Source organism: Roseateles sp. (assembly GCF_036486225.1).
Lineage (GTDB): Bacteria > Pseudomonadota > Gammaproteobacteria > Burkholderiales > Burkholderiaceae_C > Roseateles.
Genome location: NZ_DASVNZ010000033.1, coordinates 1 through 17,309, shown reverse-complemented (window position 1 = coordinate 17,309; position 17,309 = coordinate 1). Strand labels below are relative to the sequence as shown.

The 17,309-nt window shown below is 68.4% G+C and carries 20 protein-coding genes; 10 read left to right on the top strand and 10 right to left on the bottom strand.

Going from position 1 to position 17,309, the window contains the following annotated elements:
- From VF536_RS03325 to VF536_RS03310, 4 genes are all read left to right on the top strand, one after another.
- On the top strand, window positions 1–644 hold a 644-nt coding region (locus tag VF536_RS03325; protein WP_331613364.1), incomplete at its 5' end, for a DNA polymerase III subunit gamma/tau C-terminal domain-containing protein.
- A gap of 148 nt (window positions 645–792) precedes the next feature.
- A complete protein-coding gene (locus VF536_RS03320) occupies window positions 793–1,122 on the top strand; it encodes a YbaB/EbfC family nucleoid-associated protein (RefSeq protein WP_331613365.1) in 330 nt (109 codons plus the stop codon).
- Window positions 1,123–1,132: 10 nt separating this feature from the next.
- The gene (gene recR, locus VF536_RS03315; protein ID WP_331613363.1) at window positions 1,133–1,720 is read left to right on the top strand and encodes a recombination mediator RecR; all 588 of its coding nucleotides are present in this window, start codon (window positions 1,133–1,135) and stop codon (window positions 1,718–1,720) included.
- A 27-nt stretch (window positions 1,721–1,747) separates the two neighbouring features.
- Complete coding sequence (locus tag VF536_RS03310) at window positions 1,748–2,137, top strand: MAPEG family protein (protein WP_331613362.1); 390 nt, start codon at window positions 1,748–1,750, stop codon at window positions 2,135–2,137.
- A gap of 149 nt (window positions 2,138–2,286) precedes the next feature.
- On the opposite strand, the gene VF536_RS03305 is transcribed toward VF536_RS03310, so the two are convergent.
- Window positions 2,287–4,059, bottom strand: a complete 1,773-nt coding sequence (locus VF536_RS03305; protein ID WP_331613361.1) for a transglycosylase SLT domain-containing protein — start codon at window positions 4,057–4,059, stop codon at window positions 2,287–2,289.
- Window positions 4,060–4,066: 7 nt separating this feature from the next.
- Window positions 4,067–4,852: a hydroxyacylglutathione hydrolase gene (gene gloB, locus VF536_RS03300; protein WP_331613360.1), complete on the bottom strand. Its 786-nt coding sequence runs from the start codon at window positions 4,850–4,852 to the stop codon at window positions 4,067–4,069.
- A gap of 26 nt (window positions 4,853–4,878) precedes the next feature.
- Between gloB and VF536_RS03295 the strand changes: the two genes are divergently transcribed.
- Both VF536_RS03295 and rnhA read left to right on the top strand, forming a co-directional pair.
- Entirely contained in the window at window positions 4,879–5,829 is a 951-nt protein-coding gene (locus VF536_RS03295; RefSeq protein ID WP_331613359.1) for a class I SAM-dependent methyltransferase, read from the top strand.
- Window positions 5,830–5,914: 85 nt separating this feature from the next.
- On the top strand, window positions 5,915–6,403 hold the full coding sequence (gene rnhA / locus VF536_RS03290; RefSeq protein WP_331613358.1) for a ribonuclease HI: 489 nt from the start codon (window positions 5,915–5,917) through the stop codon (window positions 6,401–6,403).
- Between the two features lie 70 nt (window positions 6,404–6,473).
- Here the strand turns inward: rnhA and VF536_RS03285 are convergent, their stop codons facing one another.
- The 3 genes from VF536_RS03285 to VF536_RS03275 form a co-directional block, all read right to left on the bottom strand.
- Complete coding sequence (locus VF536_RS03285) at window positions 6,474–7,097, bottom strand: type IV toxin-antitoxin system AbiEi family antitoxin domain-containing protein (protein WP_331613357.1); 624 nt, start codon at window positions 7,095–7,097, stop codon at window positions 6,474–6,476.
- An 80-nt stretch (window positions 7,098–7,177) separates the two neighbouring features.
- On the bottom strand, window positions 7,178–7,870 hold the full coding sequence (locus VF536_RS03280; RefSeq protein ID WP_331613356.1) for a helix-turn-helix transcriptional regulator: 693 nt from the start codon (window positions 7,868–7,870) through the stop codon (window positions 7,178–7,180).
- Complete coding sequence (locus tag VF536_RS03275; RefSeq protein WP_331613355.1) at window positions 7,851–9,038, bottom strand: epoxide hydrolase family protein; 1,188 nt, start codon at window positions 9,036–9,038, stop codon at window positions 7,851–7,853. The genes VF536_RS03280 and VF536_RS03275 overlap by 20 nt, the downstream gene beginning before the upstream one ends.
- Before the next feature lie 187 nt (window positions 9,039–9,225).
- Here VF536_RS03275 and VF536_RS03270 point away from each other — a divergent pair, with 187 nt between their 5' ends.
- The 4 genes from VF536_RS03270 to VF536_RS03255 all read left to right on the top strand — a co-directional run bounded on the left by VF536_RS03270 (window position 9,226) and on the right by VF536_RS03255 (window position 11,389).
- Window positions 9,226–9,747, top strand: a complete 522-nt coding sequence (locus VF536_RS03270; protein ID WP_331613354.1) for a deoxycytidylate deaminase — start codon at window positions 9,226–9,228, stop codon at window positions 9,745–9,747.
- 103 nt (window positions 9,748–9,850) lie between these two features.
- Window positions 9,851–10,177, top strand: a complete 327-nt coding sequence (locus VF536_RS03265; protein WP_331613352.1) for a hypothetical protein — start codon at window positions 9,851–9,853, stop codon at window positions 10,175–10,177.
- 117 nt (window positions 10,178–10,294) lie between these two features.
- Window positions 10,295–10,486: a hypothetical protein gene (locus VF536_RS03260; protein WP_331613351.1), complete on the top strand. Its 192-nt coding sequence runs from the start codon at window positions 10,295–10,297 to the stop codon at window positions 10,484–10,486.
- Window positions 10,487–10,645: 159 nt separating this feature from the next.
- Window positions 10,646–11,389, top strand: coding sequence for a hypothetical protein (locus VF536_RS03255; RefSeq protein WP_331613350.1), 744 nt, complete (start codon window positions 10,646–10,648; stop codon window positions 11,387–11,389).
- A 28-nt stretch (window positions 11,390–11,417) separates the two neighbouring features.
- Here the strand turns inward: VF536_RS03255 and VF536_RS03250 are convergent, their stop codons facing one another.
- From VF536_RS03250 to VF536_RS03230, 5 genes are all read right to left on the bottom strand, one after another.
- Window positions 11,418–12,323, bottom strand: coding sequence for a hypothetical protein (locus VF536_RS03250; protein ID WP_331613349.1), 906 nt, complete (start codon window positions 12,321–12,323; stop codon window positions 11,418–11,420).
- A 233-nt stretch (window positions 12,324–12,556) separates the two neighbouring features.
- Window positions 12,557–13,462, bottom strand: coding sequence for a 2OG-Fe(II) oxygenase (locus tag VF536_RS03245; RefSeq protein ID WP_331613348.1), 906 nt, complete (start codon window positions 13,460–13,462; stop codon window positions 12,557–12,559).
- 13 nt (window positions 13,463–13,475) lie between these two features.
- Window positions 13,476–14,204: a hypothetical protein gene (locus VF536_RS03240; RefSeq protein WP_331613347.1), complete on the bottom strand. Its 729-nt coding sequence runs from the start codon at window positions 14,202–14,204 to the stop codon at window positions 13,476–13,478.
- A 29-nt stretch (window positions 14,205–14,233) separates the two neighbouring features.
- Complete coding sequence (locus VF536_RS03235) at window positions 14,234–15,628, bottom strand: cytochrome-c peroxidase (protein ID WP_331613346.1); 1,395 nt, start codon at window positions 15,626–15,628, stop codon at window positions 14,234–14,236.
- A 74-nt stretch (window positions 15,629–15,702) separates the two neighbouring features.
- Window positions 15,703–17,309 (bottom strand): phosphoesterase (locus VF536_RS03230; RefSeq protein WP_331613345.1); only part of this gene is annotated, 1,607 nt, incomplete at its 5' end.

The window sequence follows — 17,309 nt, the reverse complement described above, 5'->3', positions numbered from 1 at the left end:
CACCGCCGGCGGAGGTGAAGGCCGAGTCCGAGAACGAAGAGCCGGAAGACCTGTCCCCGCCGCATGACGACGACGGTCCGCCTCCCTGGATGGATGTGCCGCCGCCGTCCGACGAAGACGCTTCCGTCGGCATGTCCATGTCCGACATGGACGATCCGATGCCGTCGTCCGCCGAAGCCGGCAGCGGCGGCGGAAGCGGCAATGGCGGCGGCATCTATGTCTCGACCGCCATCGAGGAGGTCGAGCTGGTGCCGACGGCCCTGGGCGAGCGCTGGTACGCCGTTGTCCCGCAACTGGGCCTGAACGCGCTGGCGCGCGAGCTGGCGCTGCAGGCCGAGTGCCTGGAGATCGACGAGTCCGTCGAGCCGCAGCGCTGGCGCTTCCGCGTCGAGCGCGAGTCGCTGCGCCAGCCGGGTCTGCTGGAGAAGCTCCAGTCGGTGCTCGCGGGTTTCGTTGGCAAGCCGGTGCGGGTCGACATCGAAGCCGGCCGCGCCTCCGATTCGCCGGCGCTGCGCGACACGCAGGCGACGCGCTCCCGCCAGCGGCAGGCCGAGTCCATCATCCTGGGCGATCCGGAAGTCCAGCAGCTGCTCGCGCAGTTCAAGACGGCGCGTATCCTGCCCGGCTCGATCAAGCCCGTCTGACGATCCGGCCGCGGCCCGCGGGACACCACGACGAGGCGCCGGCGCGGGCGCGCGCCGTGGGCGACAATCCCGCCCATCGCATCGACCTCCGGGTCATCTCCGGATCGGCCTTGTGCCGGTCCTTTGAATCTCTGAACAAGGACTCACGATCATGATGAAGGGTCAACTCGCAGGCCTGATGAAGCAGGCGCAGGCGATGCAGGACAACCTGAAGAAGGCGCAGGACGAGCTCGCCACGATCGAGGTCGAAGGCCAGTCCGGCGCCGGCCTGGTGAAGGTCACGATGACCTGCAAGCATGACGTCAAGCGCGTCGCCATCGACCCCAGCCTGCTGGCCGATGACAAGGACATGCTGGAGGACCTCGTGGCCGCCGCGTTCAACGACGCCGTGCGCCGCGCGGAAGAGGTCAGCTCGGCCAAGATGTCCAAGCTGAGCGCCGGCATGCCCCTGCCCCCGGGCATGAAGTTCCCGTTCTGATCGGGCCCCGGTGACCGCGCTCGAGCAGTTGATCGAGGCCCTGCGGCGCCTGCCCGGCGTGGGCCAGAAATCGGCCCAGCGCATGGCCTACCACCTGCTGCAGCACGACCGCGCCGGCGCCGACGCGCTGGCCCGCGCGCTGCAGGCCGCGACGACCAACGTGCGCCATTGCGAGCGCTGCCACACCTTCAGCGAGACGCCGCTGTGCCCGATCTGCTCGGACCGGCAGCGCGACGCGCGGCTGCTGTGCGTCGTGGAGTCGCCGGCCGACCAGGCCGCGATGGAGCGCACGGCGTCCTACTTCGGCTATTACTTCGTGCTGCAGGGGCGGATCAGTCCGCTGGACGGCGTGTCGACGCGCGAGATCGGCGTCGACCAGTTGCTGGAGCGGGCCGCCGACGGGTTGGTGGAGGAGGTGATCCTCGCCACCAGCTTCACGGCCGAAGGCGAGGCGACCGCGCATGTGCTGGCCGAGGCGCTGCGGGCGCGCGGCCTGCGCAGCACGCGGCTGGCGCGCGGAGTGCCGGTGGGCAGCGAACTGGAATACGTCGACCTCGGCACCATCGCGCATGCGTTGGTGGATCGGCGGTCGACTTGATCTGCCGGCACTGGTGAAGGACACCGCATGACCGTCGCCAACTACTGCCTGATCGTCGCCTGCCTGATGCCGGTGTTGTGCGCCGCGCTGGCCAAGTCGAGAGGCTTCGGCAAGCGGCGCCGCGAGGGTGGGTTCGACAACCACGATCCGCGCGGCTGGCTGACGCGGCAGAGCGGTTGGCAGGCCCGCGCGAATGCGGCGCAGGCCAACAGCTTCGAGTCCTTGCCGCTGTTCATCGCTGGCGTGCTGGCGGCGCAGCAGATGCAGCATGCGCAATCGCGCATCGACCTGCTGGCGATCGCCTTCGTCGTCACGCGGGTCGTCTACGTCGCGCTCTACATCGCGGACCAGCCGAGCCTGCGCAGTCTTGCGTGGGCGGTCGGCATGGCGATCTCAGTGGCGCTCTTCTTCGGCTGAAACAGTCCTGTACTTCCACCGCCGCTGGCCCTCACCCCCACCCTCTCCCGCAAGCGGGAGAGGGAGTGAGAACGCATCGAGCGGGACCGTACGGCTCCCTTCTTTCCCCCTCTCCCGCTTGCGGGAGAGGGCAGGGGTGAGGGTTGCGGTCAGCGCAGGGCGGTCTTGGTGGCCACCGTGCGACCACCCTTGCCATCGCTGGCGGCGACCTTCGCGCTGCGGGTCTTCGCGCCGGCCTTGGCCGGCTTGTTCGCCGCGCTGGACGCGACCTTGGTGACCTTGCCCGACTTCGTGCCCTTGGCTGTCGTCTTCGAGGTCGTCGCCGACGGCTCCACGGCGGCCAACTGCTGACCCTCACGCACATACGCGACGACCTGCTGCCCCGGCTTGAAAGTGGCCTTGGTGCTCACGCGGTTCCACTGCGCCAGCTGCGTCGTGCCCAGGCGGTAGCGGCGCGCCACGCTCGCCACCGTGTCGCCCTTGTTGGCCTTCAGCGTGACGCGGCGCATCGGCGGCACGTCGGGCGCGAAACCGATGCGGGCGTTGTCGGCCAGATGCTCCGACACGTCCTGGTCGCGCGACGCCGTGCGCGGCACCAGCAGCGTCGAGCCCTGCGTCACCAGCATCCGCGCCGGGATGCGGTTGATCTCGCGCAGGCCGGCCTCGCTCATGCCGACCTGCTTGGCCGCGTCCGCCGGCTTCATCGTCTTGGGCACGACCCACGCCGTCCACGACGCCAGCGGGCCGCGGTGCTTCTCGAGGTTGGCCACGAAGGTGCTGGCGTTGTCGTAGGGCAGCAGCAGCTGGCCGCTGCTGGCCGCCAGGATCACCGGCTTGTTCATCGACGGGTTGAACTGGCGGAAGGTCTCCTCGTCCAGCTCGGCCAGTTGCGCGGCGCGGGTGACGTCCATGTCGCGGTCGATGTTGACCGACAGGAAGTACGGATGGTTCGCCACCGCCGGCAACTGGATGCCGAAGGCCTCCGGGCGCATCAGGATGTTCTTCACCGCCTGCAGCTTGGGCAGGTAGTAGCGCGTCTCGTCGGGCATGCGCAGGCTGTCGTAGTCGATCGGCAGCCCGGCCTTCTGGTTGCGCGCCACCGCCTTGCTGACGTTGCCCTGGCCCCAGTTGTAGGCGGCCAGCGCCAGTTGCCAGTCGCCGTCGAACATCTTGTTCAGGCGTTGCAGGTAGTCCAGCGCCGCCTTGGTCGAGGCCAGCACGTCGCGGCGGTCGTCGCGGAAGATGTTCTGCTTCAGGTCGAAGTCGCGGCCCGTGGCGGGCATGAACTGCCACATGCCGACGGCCTTCGCGCTGGACTGCGCGTCGTTGCGGAACGCGCTCTCGACGAAGGGCAGCAGCGCCAGCTCCATCGGCATGCCGCGCTTCTGGACTTCCTCGACCACGTGATAGAGGTAGAGGCTGCCGCGGCCGGTCATGCGCGCGACGTAGTCGGGCCGGGTGCTGTACCAATCCTCGGCCTTGCGCACCAGGTCGTTGTCGAGCTCGGGCATCGCCATGCCGGCGCGCATCCGCGCCCACAGGTCGACGTGGGTCTTCGGGGCGTCGAGGTCGACCTTCTCGCCGGGGTTGAGGTTGTCCTCGAGCAGCACGTCGAGCTTCTCTTCCGGCGCCGTGGCGACGCGCGCCACCGGCGTGGCCGGCGAAGGCACGGCGGAAGCCGCGGCTTCGACCGCCTGCACCGTCTGCTGCGCGACGGCCTGCGCTTCCTGGTTGTCGGCCCGCAGCGCGTTCGTGGCGCAGGCGGCCAGCACCAGCGGCAGCAGCGCGGCGATCAGCGTCAGCGCGGGGCGTTTTTCGGGGCGTTTGCCGGCGGCGGAAGGAATGGAGGAGGCGGCATCCGCGCCGGTCGCGGCGCGGGAAGAACGGGACGGCAGGGAGGTCGGGTTCTGGTGTCGATGCATCGGGGGCTCAGCGAAATTCGTTCTTCCATTGACGCAGCCCGGCCAGGACCGAGACCGGCTGCGACGTGACGCTCGGATCGTGGCGCTGGGCGGCCTCGCGGACGTCGGCGTGCTCGCAGCGCAGGAAGGGGTTGATCTGGAGCTCCACGGCGATGGTGGAGGGCAGGGTGGGCAGCGACTGCTCGCGCCGGGCCAGACACCAGGCCTCGTGGCGCGCGACCGCCTCGTTCTGGGGCTCGACTGTGCGAGCAAAACGCAGATTCGACAAGGTGTACTCGTGCGCACAGCAGACACGGGTTTCCCCGGGGAGGGCCGCGAGCTTGGACAAGGAGTCGTGCATCTGCGCGGGCGTGCCTTCGAAGAGCCGGCCGCAGCCGGCGGAGAACAGCGTGTCGCCGCAGAACAGGATCGGCGCGCCGCCGTCGCCCGGGTGCTTCAACACGAAAGCGATGTGACCGGCGGTGTGGCCGGGGACGTCGAGCACGTCGAAGCTCTGGCCGAGGAGTTCGAATCGGTCGCCTTCGCCCAAGGGTTCGACGTCCACCGGCATGGATTCACCAGCAGGCCCCCAGACCTTTGCGCCCGGGCTCAGCAAGGGCAGCAATTCCCGCACCCCGCCGACATGATCGGCATGGTGATGGGTCACTAGAATGCCCTGCAGGTCCAGTCCCAGCGAGCGCAGCGCCTCCTTCACCGGTGCGGCGTCGCCCGGGTCGACCACGAGCGCCGACCGGCCGTCATGCAGCAGCCAGAGATAGTTGTCTGAGAAGGCGGGAACGGCGACCAGGTTCATGCAGGCAAGGGGATCAGGTCCCAGCGATGAAGACTCCGGGCCAGGACGACGACAGCGACGAGAAGCCGCCGATTGTAGAGGCGCACTTCCGGCCGGACGCCGCCGCGGCGGCGTTCGCGCACTGGTTGCGCACGCCTGCCGGGCGCTATCTGCTGGCGTGGGAGCAGCGCTTCATCGACGCGGCCGTGATCGACTGGTTCGGATATCACGCGCTGCAGCTCGGCTTCCCGCAGCTGCACGGCCTGCGGACCAACCGCATGACCAACCGCTGGCTGGCCTTGAACCATGGACCGTACGAGGACGGCGTCGCCGGGCCGCCGCGGCAGGGCCTGAGCGCACATCCGCTGGAGTACCAGCCCGAACCCCAGGCCGAGCTGGCGCCGGGCCTGAACGGCGCGGGCCGCGCGGCGGTCTATTGCGAGTTCGACGCCTTGCCCTTCGAGGCCAACAGCCTGGACCTGGTGCTGCTGCCGCACACCTTGGAGCAGGCCGCCGATCCGCACCGCTGCCTGCGCGAGGTCGAGCGCGTGCTGAGGCCCGAGGGGCGCGTCGTGATCCTGGGCATGAACCCGGCCAGCCTGTGGGCGGTGAGGCAGAATCTGGCCCGCGTCAACGGCCGCATGCTGGGCCGTCCGCCGCGGCTCTACCTGCCGGAGGAGCGCGAGTACCTCGGCTACTGGCGGTTGCGCGACTGGTTGCGGCTGCTGTCGTTCGAGGTCGAACGCGCGCAGTTCGGCTGCTACCGGCCGCCGCTGCTGAGCGATGCCTGGCTCGCGCGCTGGCATTGGATCGAGAAGCCCGGTGGCAAGTGGTGGACGGTGCTGGGCGCGCTGTATGGCGTCATCGCGGTCAAGCGCGTGCACGGCATGCGGCTGATCGGCATGGCGCGCGGCAAGAAGCGCGCCGCCAAGACCGCGCCGGCGGTCGCGGCGGTCCATCATCACCATCATCATCGCGACGATGCCGAGGTCGATTGACATCGATCCGACGTCGACCTGACTCCGCCGTTCCAAGTCCTTCTCCGACCTGTTCCTTTCCGATCTGTTCCTTTCCGACCTGTTCATGACCGACACCGAACCCTCCGCATCCCCAGCTCCTGCCGCGCCGAAGATCGCCAAGCCGCCTGTCGTCATCTACACCGACGGCGCCTGCAAGGGCAATCCGGGCCCGGGCGGCTGGGGGGCGTGGCTCAAGAGCGGCGACCACGAGAAGGAGTTGTTCGGCGGCGAGCGCAACACCACGAACAACCGTATGGAGCTGACGGCGGTGATAGAGGCGCTGACCTCGCTCAAGCGCAGCTGCAACATCGTGATCTACACGGACAGCGAGTACGTGCGCAAGGGCATGACCGAGTGGATCTCGGGCTGGCAGCGCCGCGGCTGGAAGACGGCGGACGGCAAGCCGGTGAAGAACGCCGACCTGTGGCAGCGCCTGGATGCGCTGCGCAAGCTGCACACGGTGGACTGGCGCTGGGTCAAGGGCCACGCCGGCGATCCGGGGAATGAGCGCGCGGATGCGTTGGCGAACAAGGGTGTGACGGTCGCGAAGTGAGTCAAGGCGCTTCGGCGCCAACGTCCGCGCATTGAGCGTCGCTCGCCTGGGAAGGCGTGCGCTCAAGCGCTCATGCGATCAGGCTCTCCACATACGGACGCATCACGTTGTCGACGCGGTCGATCTTGGCGAACCGGCGAAGGTCGCTCGATTTGAAGGATTGCTGAGCCCAGCCATCACGCAGCGCTTCGATGCTGACGTCCAGGCCGACCTTGTTCCGGAACTTGAAGCAATCGGCGACGGTCTTGGCCGGGCTGAAGATCGGCACGCGGACGCCATCGATCTCGTGCTCGATGACGCCTTCGGTCAGCGCGTCGCCCGACATCCGGATGATGCGCACCGCTGGCGACTGGATACGCGGTGAGGCCGCGCTGGACGGGAGCGCGATCCAGACGTCGTGGGGTTCCTGCGTTCCGATCTCGTGGAAGCGCAGCGCGGACAGCAGGCAGACCACCGCGCGAGGCGCCCGCACGCACACCTCTGCGAGCGAGACGTGTTCGGAGACGTCGCGCTCGCTTGGTGCGTAGATGCCATGGCTGATGCGCTGCAGAGAGCCGGCTCGCACCATCCGGCTCAGCACTATCGACGGAATTCCTTCCTCGACCAGATCCCGTGCACGCAGGAGCGATCGCTGCTGCGCGAGCGCGAGAATGACCTCCTCATGGGAGGGTGGCGGCGGCGGACGGCGAGGCATGCCAGGAAGTGTGTTGGAAAAGCTCGGTACAAGTCCACAAGTACCTAGCAAATGCAACAGGGAAAGAGGGGGCTTGCCCCTCAGCGCAGCGCTGGCAACAGCCCCTGCACAATCTCCCGCGGCGTGCGCCCCAGCAGCCGCTTGAGCGAATGGCTCATGTGCGCCTGATCGGAGAAGCCGAGCTCGGCGGCGACCTGCGAGGCGGCCTTCCCCTGGCGCAACAGCTCTGCCGCCTGATGCGCCCGCGCGATCTGCTGCAGCGTCTTCAGGCCGAGTCCCGCCACCTCCGCGAAGTGCCGCTGGATGCTGCGTTCGTCGAGCCGCTGGCGCGCGCCCTGCATCGCACGCAGCACGACCGGATCCCGCTCCAGCACGCCCTGGCGCGCCAGCGCCGCCACGAGCTGCTCGGCGTTGTCGAAGCGGGGGATCTCGAAGCGTTCCTCGCCGATGTGGAACCGACCCGCCCGGTCGGTCGGGCAGACCACGCCCTGGCCGACCATCAGGCGGCCCGGCAGGCGGGGCATGTAGACCTCGGTCTTGAAGGCGATGCTCAGGACCTCGTCGCCCGCGCGGTTGTCGATCGTGAGCGGGGCGGTGATCTGCCCCGTCTGGATCACCGTCACGGGGCCGTCGCCGCGGCGCACGAACAGCAGGTCCCAGGAGCCGTCGGGGAGCGTCGTCTCCCGACTGTCCGCGAGATGGCGGACGCGGCGGATCTTCGCCACCAGGGGCGAATCCGCCGGACGTTCCTCTTCAGCGATCGGTCCTTCCATCCAGACCCTCTCGGGGTGTTCGGGACGCGGGTGCCTGCAGCGCGCCGAAGAACCGGCGCAGGTCGTCGATGACGAGTTGGGGCTCCGTCTCGTTGGCGAAGTGGCCGCCGCGCGGCATCTCGGTCCACTGTAGCAGCCGGGTGTGCGAGCGCGCCGCGAAGCCGCGGACCGAGCGGAAGTCGTCGGGGAACACGGCCACCGCCGTCGGCGTGGGGTTGGGGAGGTCGCGATAGCCTGCGCCGCTGGCGGCGTTGGCGAAGTACATCTCGGCTGCCTGTCCGCCGGTGCCGGTGAACCAGTAGAGCGACAGGTGCGTCAGGAAGCGGTCGCGGTCGACCTCCGCGACGCGTTCCCCTTCGAAGCCGAAGAACAGCTCGGCGTTCCAGGCCAGCAGCGCGGCGGGCGAATCCACCAGGCCGAAGGCGAGGGTGCCGGGCCGCTTGGACTGGATGTCGACGTAGCCGGCGTACTTGCGGAAGTAGTCCAGGCGCTCGAAGCCCGCCATCTCGAACGGGGTCAGGCCTTGCATCTCGTCGGGCGCGCCGGAGGGAAACGCGAAGATCTGCTGGACGTGGATTCCGGCCAGGCCTTGCGGCGCGAGGATGCCCAGCTCGCGCGCGACCAGGGCGCCGACGTCGCCGCCCTGCGCGCCGTAGCGCTCATAGCCAAGGCGCTTCATCAAGGTGTCCCAGGCGGTCGCCGTGCGGGCCGCGTCCCAGCCGGCCGACGCCAGCGGCGACGACAGGCCCATACCGGGCACCGAGGGAATCACCAGATCGAAGGCGGGAGCGTCGGTCAGACCGTGACCGCGCGGATCCGCCAGCGGACCGATGAGGTCCAGGTACTCCGCCGGCGAGCTCGGCCAGCCATGCGTCAGGATCAGCGGGAAGGCGTCCGCTTCCGGCGACTTCACGTGGATGAAGTGGATCGTCTGGCCGTCGATCTCGGTCGTGAACTGCGGCAGCGCGTTCAGGCGCGCTTCCTGGGCGCGCCAGTCGAAGCGCTCGCGCCAGTAGTTGGCCAGTTCCTGCACCAGCGACACGGCCTGGCCGTGGCTGAAGTCGCGGACGACCGGCTGCGGCCAGCGCGTGGCGGCCAGCCGGGCGCGCAGGTCGTCGATCTGCGACTGGGGGATCTCGATCCGGAACGGGTGGATGGCGGTGTTCATGGCGGTTCCTTGGGTGGGTGGGGATGGCCTCACTGTCGGACAAGGGCGCCGCCGGGTCTTGTAGAAAACCGACACGGCGGTTCGCGGGCGCCGCGATCGCTTCGCGGGTCGACGGCCCGGGCGCCACGAGGCGGTTGGCGCTCCACTACACTTCTCCGCCTTCCTGGACCTTCGCGTTCTCCCCGTCATGGACAACCAACCGCTGATCGACTGGCATTCGATGTTCATGGGCGTGGCCCTGCTGGCCGGCGCCCGTTCCAAGGACAGCCGCAAGCGCAACGGCGCCTGCATCGCGAGCTCCGACTACAAGATCGTCGGGGTGGGCTACAACGGCCTGCCGCGCGGCTGCGACGACAACGACCCCGCCTACTGGTCCGACGACGACGCCGATCCGGCCAACTCGCGCCACAGCTACATCGTTCACGCCGAGGTCAATGCGATCCTCAACTGCGTCGTGCTGCCGCTGACCGGCAGCACCATCTACACGACGCAGTACCCGTGCCCGCGCTGCGTGCAGTCCATCATCCAGGTCGGCATCCAGCGCGTGGTCTACCTGGAGAAGAAGGACCACCAGATCGGCCTGAACGCGGCCTCGGCCAAGATGCTGACCGACGCCCGGATCAACGTGCTGGCGCTCAACGAGCTCGACGTGCCGGCGGCCGTCTGGTGCACGGACCTGTCGGGCTTCATCGCCAAGCCGCGGCCCTGAGCTCACTCGCCCCGACGGGTGATCCGTCGAACTGGCCGGAAAACACCCTGCTTTTCCCGCTCAAGTTTCAGGCGGCTCGATTCATGATCCTTCCCACGCCGACATGAATCGTTCCGAGGCCGCCATGCACACCACCGCCATCCCGCCGCACCTGATGCCCGAAACCGCCCAGGCTCCCTGGGGACTGGTGCCGGATCTCGGCCTGACGGTGGCCGGTTCGGCCGGCATGGACGAGCTGTACGCGCTGCAGGACCTGATGGCCGGACAAGGCCTGACCCTGCAGCCGACCCGCATGCTGTACGACCGCCTCTACGCGCTGGAGCGCCTCAACACCGCGTACGCTCGCGGCGACTGGCAGCTGCAGGCGGCGGCGCAGGAGCTGTTTGACGCCTACCAGCGTCGCGGCGAATGGATCGGCCTGGTGCACTGAGCCGGCTTCCCGCCCCCCGATTCCGAAACGAAGGCGCCCGTGAGGCGCCTTTGTCGTTTTCGGCATCGTGGGATTGGCGGTGTGTCTAAGATGGTTCCGCCACTTCAGGAGGACCGCATGAACGCACCGCGCTCTCCCCGAGACTTCCCGCCCGGCCTCTTCGGCGGGCTGGAGCATGACGACGAGGACCACCGTGTCGGCGAGACCGGCCAGAAGGGGCCGGAGGGTGACGGCGACGTCGATCGCGCGCACCACGAGCAGCAGGATCGCGACAGCCCCGACGACCGCTCGCGACCGCCCAAGCGCTGAGCCGGCCACCCGAACGGGCCTCTGGACGCCCCCCTTGAGCGACCGCTGAACGGTACGCTGACGGTTACCTTTCGCCGTCTTGGCGACTTCATCTCCCGCGTGCAGAATCCGCGATCGAAAAAAAGCCGATACAGCGGTTGAACTCGGGAGGAAAAGGCGATGCCATTCGTCGGATTGGGTGTTCACATCCTGTTGGCGCTGTTCTGCGCCGTTCACGTCGTGCGCAACGGGGGGCAGCTGTACTGGCTGATCATCCTGTTCTCGTTCCCGCTGCTGGGCAGCCTCGTCTACCTGCTGGTGTTCGTGGTGCCGCACTCGCGGGTCGAGCGCAGCGCCAAGCGCGCGATGCGCGCAGCGGGTCGCGCGATGGATCCAGGCCGCGAGCTGCGCGAGGCGCGCGTCGCCTTCGACGAAACCCCGACCGCGCAGAACCAGATGCGCCTGGCCACCGCGCTGCTGGATGCCGGCGAGGCGGCGCAGTCCGCCGAGCAGTTCCAGGCCTGCCTGCGCGGCCCGTTCGCGAAGGACCTGGAGATCAGGCTCGGCGCCGCGCGCGCCTTCCTCGCGGCGGGTCAAGCGGCTCAGTCGCTGGAGCACCTGGCCTCGATGCGTGCCGAGAAGGCCGACTTCCGCGCCGAGGCGGTGTCCTTGCTGACGGCACGTTCACTCGCGGCGCTGGAGCGCCCGGTAGAGGCGCGCGCCGAATTCGAATCCGCGTCGGAGCGCTTCGGCAGCGTCGAGGCCTGGGCGGAGTACGCGATCTGGGCGCTGGATCGCGGCGACGACGCGACCGCGCAGCCGCTGTTGGCCAGGATCGACAAGGTCAGCGCGAAATGGAATGCGCTGGCGAAGCAGCTCAACGAGCCGGTGATGCGAAGGCTGCGGGCGGCGCGCAAGGTCTGACCCCTGCGAGTGCGTTCGGCCTTGTCGGTTAGAGGCCAAGCAGCGCGAGGAAGCAGCCCAGCGTGAAAACGACGCCTGCGCCGAAGATGGCAAGGGCTTTCACTGGAACGTTCAGCTTCTTCTGGTCGAACCATGCCAGAAGCCCCAGGAGCGCGAACATGGGCGTCACTGCCGCCGTGCGAAGTCGTTCAGGGAAGGCTCGCAGAAGGGCCGCCGTGCAGAACAGGATCGATGCGAGTATGCCCATCAGGGCGGCCGATGCAGATGCCGCGCCGTAAGAGAGCCATCGCTCGCCGTGAGTGATCTGCGCGGAGCTGGTCCAGGGCGAGAAGAACGCAACCGTGACCCGGTTCCACAGCAACTCCGGGATGACGACGCCTCCGCCGACGAGGACCGGAACATTCGCCGCGACGCCCGCGCCCACTGCAAGCAGCATATAGGCGGCCGCGGCCGACAGGACCATGCAGTATCCAGTCCGGGAGGCGCTGCCGGGGATGGACCATCGAACAAGCGTGTGGGCAATGAACGCATCGATGGGGAACATGAGGACGGCGGTCACGATGGTCGGAAGGAACAGGTAGGTCCTCCATCCCGCTGACTGGAGCAGGACCAGCCGGTGCCCCATGTTCTGGCCGAGAAACGCAAGCTCTGCGGCGCAGATGGCCATTCCAAGAAGAACGCCGAGCCCCATCAGGCGCAGGAAGTAGCGTGGCGAGCCGAAGGCGACTTTGCCGACCAGTCCGCTCAGCAGCCTGTCCGCCAGTCGAGTTGCCGCCTTGGCAAGCTCCGGGATGGAGGTCTGGCTCAGGTTCCCGAGCATGGACAGCAGCCTGCGCTTCTGATCGGCGCGTCCCTTCCGCTCAAGGAGCGGGCTGCCCTTGCGAAAGTGAAAGATGAAAGCTGAAAGGGCGAAGCAAAGCGTCGAGGTAATCAAGTTCTTGGGCTGTTGCTGGTTCTCGAGGCGCCAATCCCGACGCCTTCATGAATGGGACGGCGTCTGTAGACGAACAGGCGCGGGAGGGCTAGGTCATGACAATGAGCCATTTCTCCTGCGCGCTTCCTGCTCCTGATATGCCTTGGAGGCGACCGGATATCGAGACGACTTAAGCGGATCCGGATCGCACGGCGAAGTAGCGGCGCGCCTCGTCGTCAATCGCTGTAAGCCCTTCACGCGCTGACGAAGGGCCGCTCCCGCATCCACTTCGTCGCCACCCATTTCTCGCCGCGCGTGACCGCGCTGCTGGCGTGCAGCGAGGCGTGGTCCAGTTCGCCGTGTGAGTTGGCGTACTCGAAGTAGACGGCGTTGCCGCGCTGCGGCGAGACCGCCCAGCCCGCCGCCGGGAACACCGTCTCGCCGCCGGCGGGCACGTCGTTGAGGTAGGTGACCAAGGTGCTCACGCGCTGGCCGCTGCGCGCGATCGACGCCTGGTTGGCCGGGTTGGACGGCACCAGGAAGTCGTAGTGTGGCGCGCTGCCCGCGCCCTCGGGGTAGTGCAGGATCTGCAGCCCTTCGCCGTGCGAGACCGGCAGGTTCATGATCTCCGCGATGCGCCGGTCCAGGCGCGCGATCAGCGGCGTTTCCGCCGGACGGAAGAACATGCCGAGACTGCTTCGCAAGCCGCTCACGACGTCGCGCCCGGTGCGCGGATCGACGAGCGTCGACGGCCGCAGACGGCCCCGCGCCAGGGCGATCACTTCCTCGCATTCCTCCGCGCTGAAGACGCCGTTGAGCACCGCGAGCATCGGGCGCTCCGCGCGAGCGGCCACGCGGACGATGCGATCGTCCGTCGCGATCGACGTGCCCGGGCGGAAGCGCGGCGTCTCGTACCGATAGGGCGGAGCGCCGTGGAGGGCCGATGGCATCGGCTCGGCCGGCAGGTCGACCTGATCGATCGGCATCGCGCGCTCGCCGCGCCGCGCGCGCACGAAGGCGTCGACTATCGCCTGCGCCGCCTCGGCCGCGATGTCGCGCTCCTGCAGCGCGCCGCGCAGCTCGCCCGGCGCGACGCCATTGTCCAGATGCTGGCGGACCCAGTCCCCCAGCGCGGGAGGAAATCGAACGACGGTCGTCATCGCGTTGTCCGCCTCAGAGCAGGTCGACGGCGACCCACCCGGTCTCCGTCTTCTTGAACGTTTCCTGCAGCTGCGCAGTGCCCGCGCCATGGATCACTTGCGCGACGACAGGGAAGACCTTCTGCAGCTCGGCGTCGCCGGTCCACGGCGCGGCCTTCACCTGGTAGGTGTAGCTGACCACCGCGTGGCGGTCCTTGCCTTCGCCGCCCAGTTCCCAATGCACGACCTTGTCGAGGCTGAGCTTGGCCGCGCAGAAGTCGCCACGCGTCTCCTTGCCGCCGTCCGCCTTCGGCTGCTCGCGCGTCACGTAGAACTGCTTGCCGGTCTCGGTCAGCGCGTAGCGGCGGACCTTCATGTGATGCGAGACCTCGTTGTCGTCCTTGACGTCGACCTCGGCCACCGTCGAGCTCGCCAGACCGAGCCGCTCCAGCACCGGCAGCTGCAGCGCGTTGCGCGCGCCGGCGTCGATCTCGCGCTGGGTCAGGTCGATCGGCCAGTCGCTCTTGGCCAGGCACAGGTCGCCGCGCTTGGCGAGGTAGTCCGTCATCCCGGGCACGAAGTGATCGGCGGTCGGCTCCGCCGATGCCGCAGGTCCGGCCGGCTCCGCAGGACGCGAGCAGGCGGCGAGCATGGACAGCGCGAGCGCTGCGGTCGTGAGACCGGCGGCACGCGTCAGACGTTGAGAACCACGATGAGGAGCGCGATGAAGCGCTGAAACGGAGGTCATGCGGAAGATGGACATGGGGAATCCGGAGAATTCGGGAGAGAGGTTCACGACGTGCAGGCGCCAGCCGCGGGCGCTTTCGCCGGCTGGGTGTCCTTGTCGTTGAGCGTGTTCAGGAAGCAGATCAGGTCGGCGATGTCCTGCTCCGACATCGGCGGCTTGCTGTGGGCCGCGCGGCCGTCCAGCGGCATCTGCGTGTCGATGTTGCCGACGAACTGCTGGGGCAGGTCGTCGAACTTGCGCACCTTGCCGCCGACGTACTGCGTGGTGATCAGGCCGTAGGTCGGGAAGTCGGCGTCCGGCGTCGCCTTGGGCGTGCCGCCCTCGGTCGGATACCAGAGCTCCGGCATCGTGTCGCGCGTGTTGTAGAAGCGGATCGTCTGCTCCAGCGAATGGAAGATCCCGTTGTGGAAGAAGCTGCGGCGCGTCGCCACGTTGCGCAGCGTCGGCGACTTGAACATGCCGCAGAAAGTGTTGCCCTTCACCGGCGCGTGGTCGGTGCGTAGCGGGCCGCACAGGCCGATGTCGACGTAGGACGCCTCCGCGTTGGCCGGGATCGCCGCGTTGCGCGGCACGCCGATGGCCTCGTAGGAGAAGTCCGTGAAGATTGCCGTGCTGCCGTTCAGCCCGGCGCCCTGGTAGTGGCACGACGCGCAGTTGCCGCCGTTCGGGTCGGCGAAGACCTTCAGGCCGCGGGCCTCTGCCGCGGTCAGCACGCCGCCGATCTTGTTGCCGATGTAGAGGTCGAACTTGCTCGAGTACGGATGGAAGCTGACGTCCTCCAGCTGGAAGGCCTGCAGCGCCTTGCCGGCCGCGGCGAAGGCCTGGTCCGCGTTGTCGAAGATCGTCGCGCCGAAGGCCTGCCGGAACAACTCGGCGTAGGGGCCGGTCTGCAGCTTCTTCACGACGTCGGCGGCGCTGGCGTTGGCCATCTCGTTGGGGTCCAGCAGCGGCAAACCGGCCTGCTCGGCAAGCGTCGCCGCGCGGCCGTCCCAGGCGAAGCCACCGCCGGGACCCGGCACGCTGACGCCATCGGGGTTGTCGAGCAGGTCGGCGTAGGGCGGCGTCGCGTCCTTGTAGCGCAGCGAGGGCACGGCGCGCAGGCCGGCGTTCTTCAGCTCGGGACCGCCGAGCTGCACCGACAGGTCGTTGGACGGACCGTAGGCGTTCTTGGGGTCGTGGCAGGTGGCGCAGGCCATGCGGCCGGAGCCCGACAGCGTCGCGTCGAAGAACATCTTCTGGCCGACCTGCGCCATGGGGCTCAGCGTCGTGACCGGGTTCAGCGCGGTGCCGGCGCTCGATGCGGCATTGGAGGGCGCGACATCGACGTCGCCCTTGCCGGACGGACCGCACGCGGCGAGCAGGGCGCCGAGACTGACGCACACGCACGCGCCAATGAAGGCGGCCACCGAGGCGCGCACATGGAAGAGGACGTCACGCATGGAAAGAGGGGGAAAAGAAATGCGAGGGCCGGCGGCGCTTGCGCGCCGCCGGCTTCAGACGCGGAGGACCGCGATTACTTCTTCAGCGCCCAGACGTTGGTCTGGACCGTGTCGGCGCCGATCTGCGCGGCCGTGTTCACGTCGGCCGACTGCTTCTGCGTGTAGTTGACCGGGGCCTTCCACGCATGGTTGATGGCGCGCACCGAGTCGAAGTGGGTATCGGCGCTGCCGGCGTACTCAGGCAGGTTGAGGATGTTGGCGGCGATGAACTTCTCGGTGTACTTCGAGCGGTTCATGTACGACGCGTCCACCGCCGGGTCGGCCAGCTGGAACATGTCCTGCAGCGTGCGAACGAACGAGAAGTGGCTGTACGCGTCGCCGTCCGACACGCCCTTCGGAGCGTCGGCCTGGTTGGTCAGGATGCCGAAGATGCTCTCGCCGTGGCCGCGGTTGCCCTTGGTGTAGTTGTTGACGCTGGCGTCGACGGTGACCGCGCCGGTCTTCGCATCGACCACCACCGGCTTGGATACCGCGCTGTTGGACACGTTCCAGCCGCAGCAGGAGTTGAAGCCCGAGGTCGCGTTGCCTTCGTCGAACATCAGCACGATGGCGACGCGCTTGGCCGGGTTCTTCCACAGCGCGGAGGCCTGGATCTTCTTCACCAGCGCGTCGACGTAGTTGTCGCCGCGCGTGATGATGTTGGCCGCCGAGGTCTGCGCCACGTTGTTGGACACGCTGCCGCAGTCGCTGGCCGTCGCGGCGGTGCCGTCGGTCAGCTTGCCGATGACGCTGATGCCGTGCATGTCGTCGCACTGGTCGGGGACCAGGAAGTTCAGCGTGCCCACCTTGCCGGAGGCCAGGTCGGTGCCGAGCTGGTCGACGTCGTAGTTGGCCGGCACGGCGTAGGCGGCGCTCTTCTTCATGTTGGCGTCCCACTGACCGCCGCCCATGGTGCGGTTGCTGTACTTGAACTCCGGCGCGCTGCGGACGTTCTGGTAGGCCATGCCCGGATGGTGCTTGGTCTTGTACAGGCCGGCGGGCATCGGCAGCGTCAGGCCGGCGTTGCCGACGGCGGCCGTGTTGCCGTTCAGCGTGCCGGGTGCGTAGACGTTGTCGACGGCGGTGACGGCGGCATCCGCCACGGAGTCGGTGCGGAAGTCCTGGCCCGGGTTCATCGACTCGCTGTAGGTGCGCCAGGTCATGCCGGCGGCCGTGATCGCGTTGAACAGGTTGGGCTTGCCGACGATGTTGTGGTTGACCGCGGCGGTCTGCGTGCAGCTGGCCGTGAACGGCGAGCTCGCCAGACCCGGCTGGGTCTTGTCGGGCACGGGCAGGTCCTGGACCGCATTGGCGCCGGTGGCGTCGCAGTTCCACTGGCTGTCGTCGGTGATGCCGAAGTCGTCGGCGCCGCCGAGGGCGGTGTAGTTCGGCTCGGACGGGTTGCCGGTGGCGTAGTAGCTGGTCAGCTGGTTGCCGGACGCGAGCAGCGCGTTGATCTTGGGCGCCCAGGGCGAGCCCTTGATCGACAGCGTGGCCTTGTTCTCCAGCATCACGATGAAGATGTGGTCATAGCGCGGCACGCCTTCGAGCGCGAACGCGGCCTGCTGCGATTGCGCGAAGGTGATCTTCGTGCGCGCGTCGGTGCCGGTGGGCGCGGTGGCGGCGCTCACGTTGGCGGCGC

Coding starts and splice junctions, on each gene's coding strand:
- VF536_RS03265 (WP_331613352.1), top strand. CDS start 9,851: ATGAATCGTTCCGAGGCCGCCATGCACACCACCGCCATCCCGCCGCAC.
- VF536_RS03305 (WP_331613361.1), bottom strand. CDS start 4,059: ATGCATCGACACCAGAACCCGACCTCCCTGCCGTCCCGTTCTTCCCGC.
- VF536_RS03275 (WP_331613355.1), bottom strand. CDS start 9,038: ATGAACACCGCCATCCACCCGTTCCGGATCGAGATCCCCCAGTCGCAG.
- VF536_RS03310 (WP_331613362.1), top strand. CDS start 1,748: ATGACCGTCGCCAACTACTGCCTGATCGTCGCCTGCCTGATGCCGGTG.
- rnhA (WP_331613358.1), top strand. CDS start 5,915: ATGACCGACACCGAACCCTCCGCATCCCCAGCTCCTGCCGCGCCGAAG.
- VF536_RS03295 (WP_331613359.1), top strand. CDS start 4,879: ATGAAGACTCCGGGCCAGGACGACGACAGCGACGAGAAGCCGCCGATT.
- VF536_RS03280 (WP_331613356.1), bottom strand. CDS start 7,870: ATGGAAGGACCGATCGCTGAAGAGGAACGTCCGGCGGATTCGCCCCTG.
- VF536_RS03245 (WP_331613348.1), bottom strand. CDS start 13,462: ATGACGACCGTCGTTCGATTTCCTCCCGCGCTGGGGGACTGGGTCCGC.
- VF536_RS03270 (WP_331613354.1), top strand. CDS start 9,226: ATGGACAACCAACCGCTGATCGACTGGCATTCGATGTTCATGGGCGTG.
- VF536_RS03285 (WP_331613357.1), bottom strand. CDS start 7,097: ATGCCTCGCCGTCCGCCGCCGCCACCCTCCCATGAGGAGGTCATTCTC.
- VF536_RS03240 (WP_331613347.1), bottom strand. CDS start 14,204: ATGTCCATCTTCCGCATGACCTCCGTTTCAGCGCTTCATCGCGCTCCT.
- VF536_RS03260 (WP_331613351.1), top strand. CDS start 10,295: ATGAACGCACCGCGCTCTCCCCGAGACTTCCCGCCCGGCCTCTTCGGC.
- VF536_RS03255 (WP_331613350.1), top strand. CDS start 10,646: ATGCCATTCGTCGGATTGGGTGTTCACATCCTGTTGGCGCTGTTCTGC.
- gloB (WP_331613360.1), bottom strand. CDS start 4,852: ATGAACCTGGTCGCCGTTCCCGCCTTCTCAGACAACTATCTCTGGCTG.
- VF536_RS03235 (WP_331613346.1), bottom strand. CDS start 15,628: ATGCGTGACGTCCTCTTCCATGTGCGCGCCTCGGTGGCCGCCTTCATT.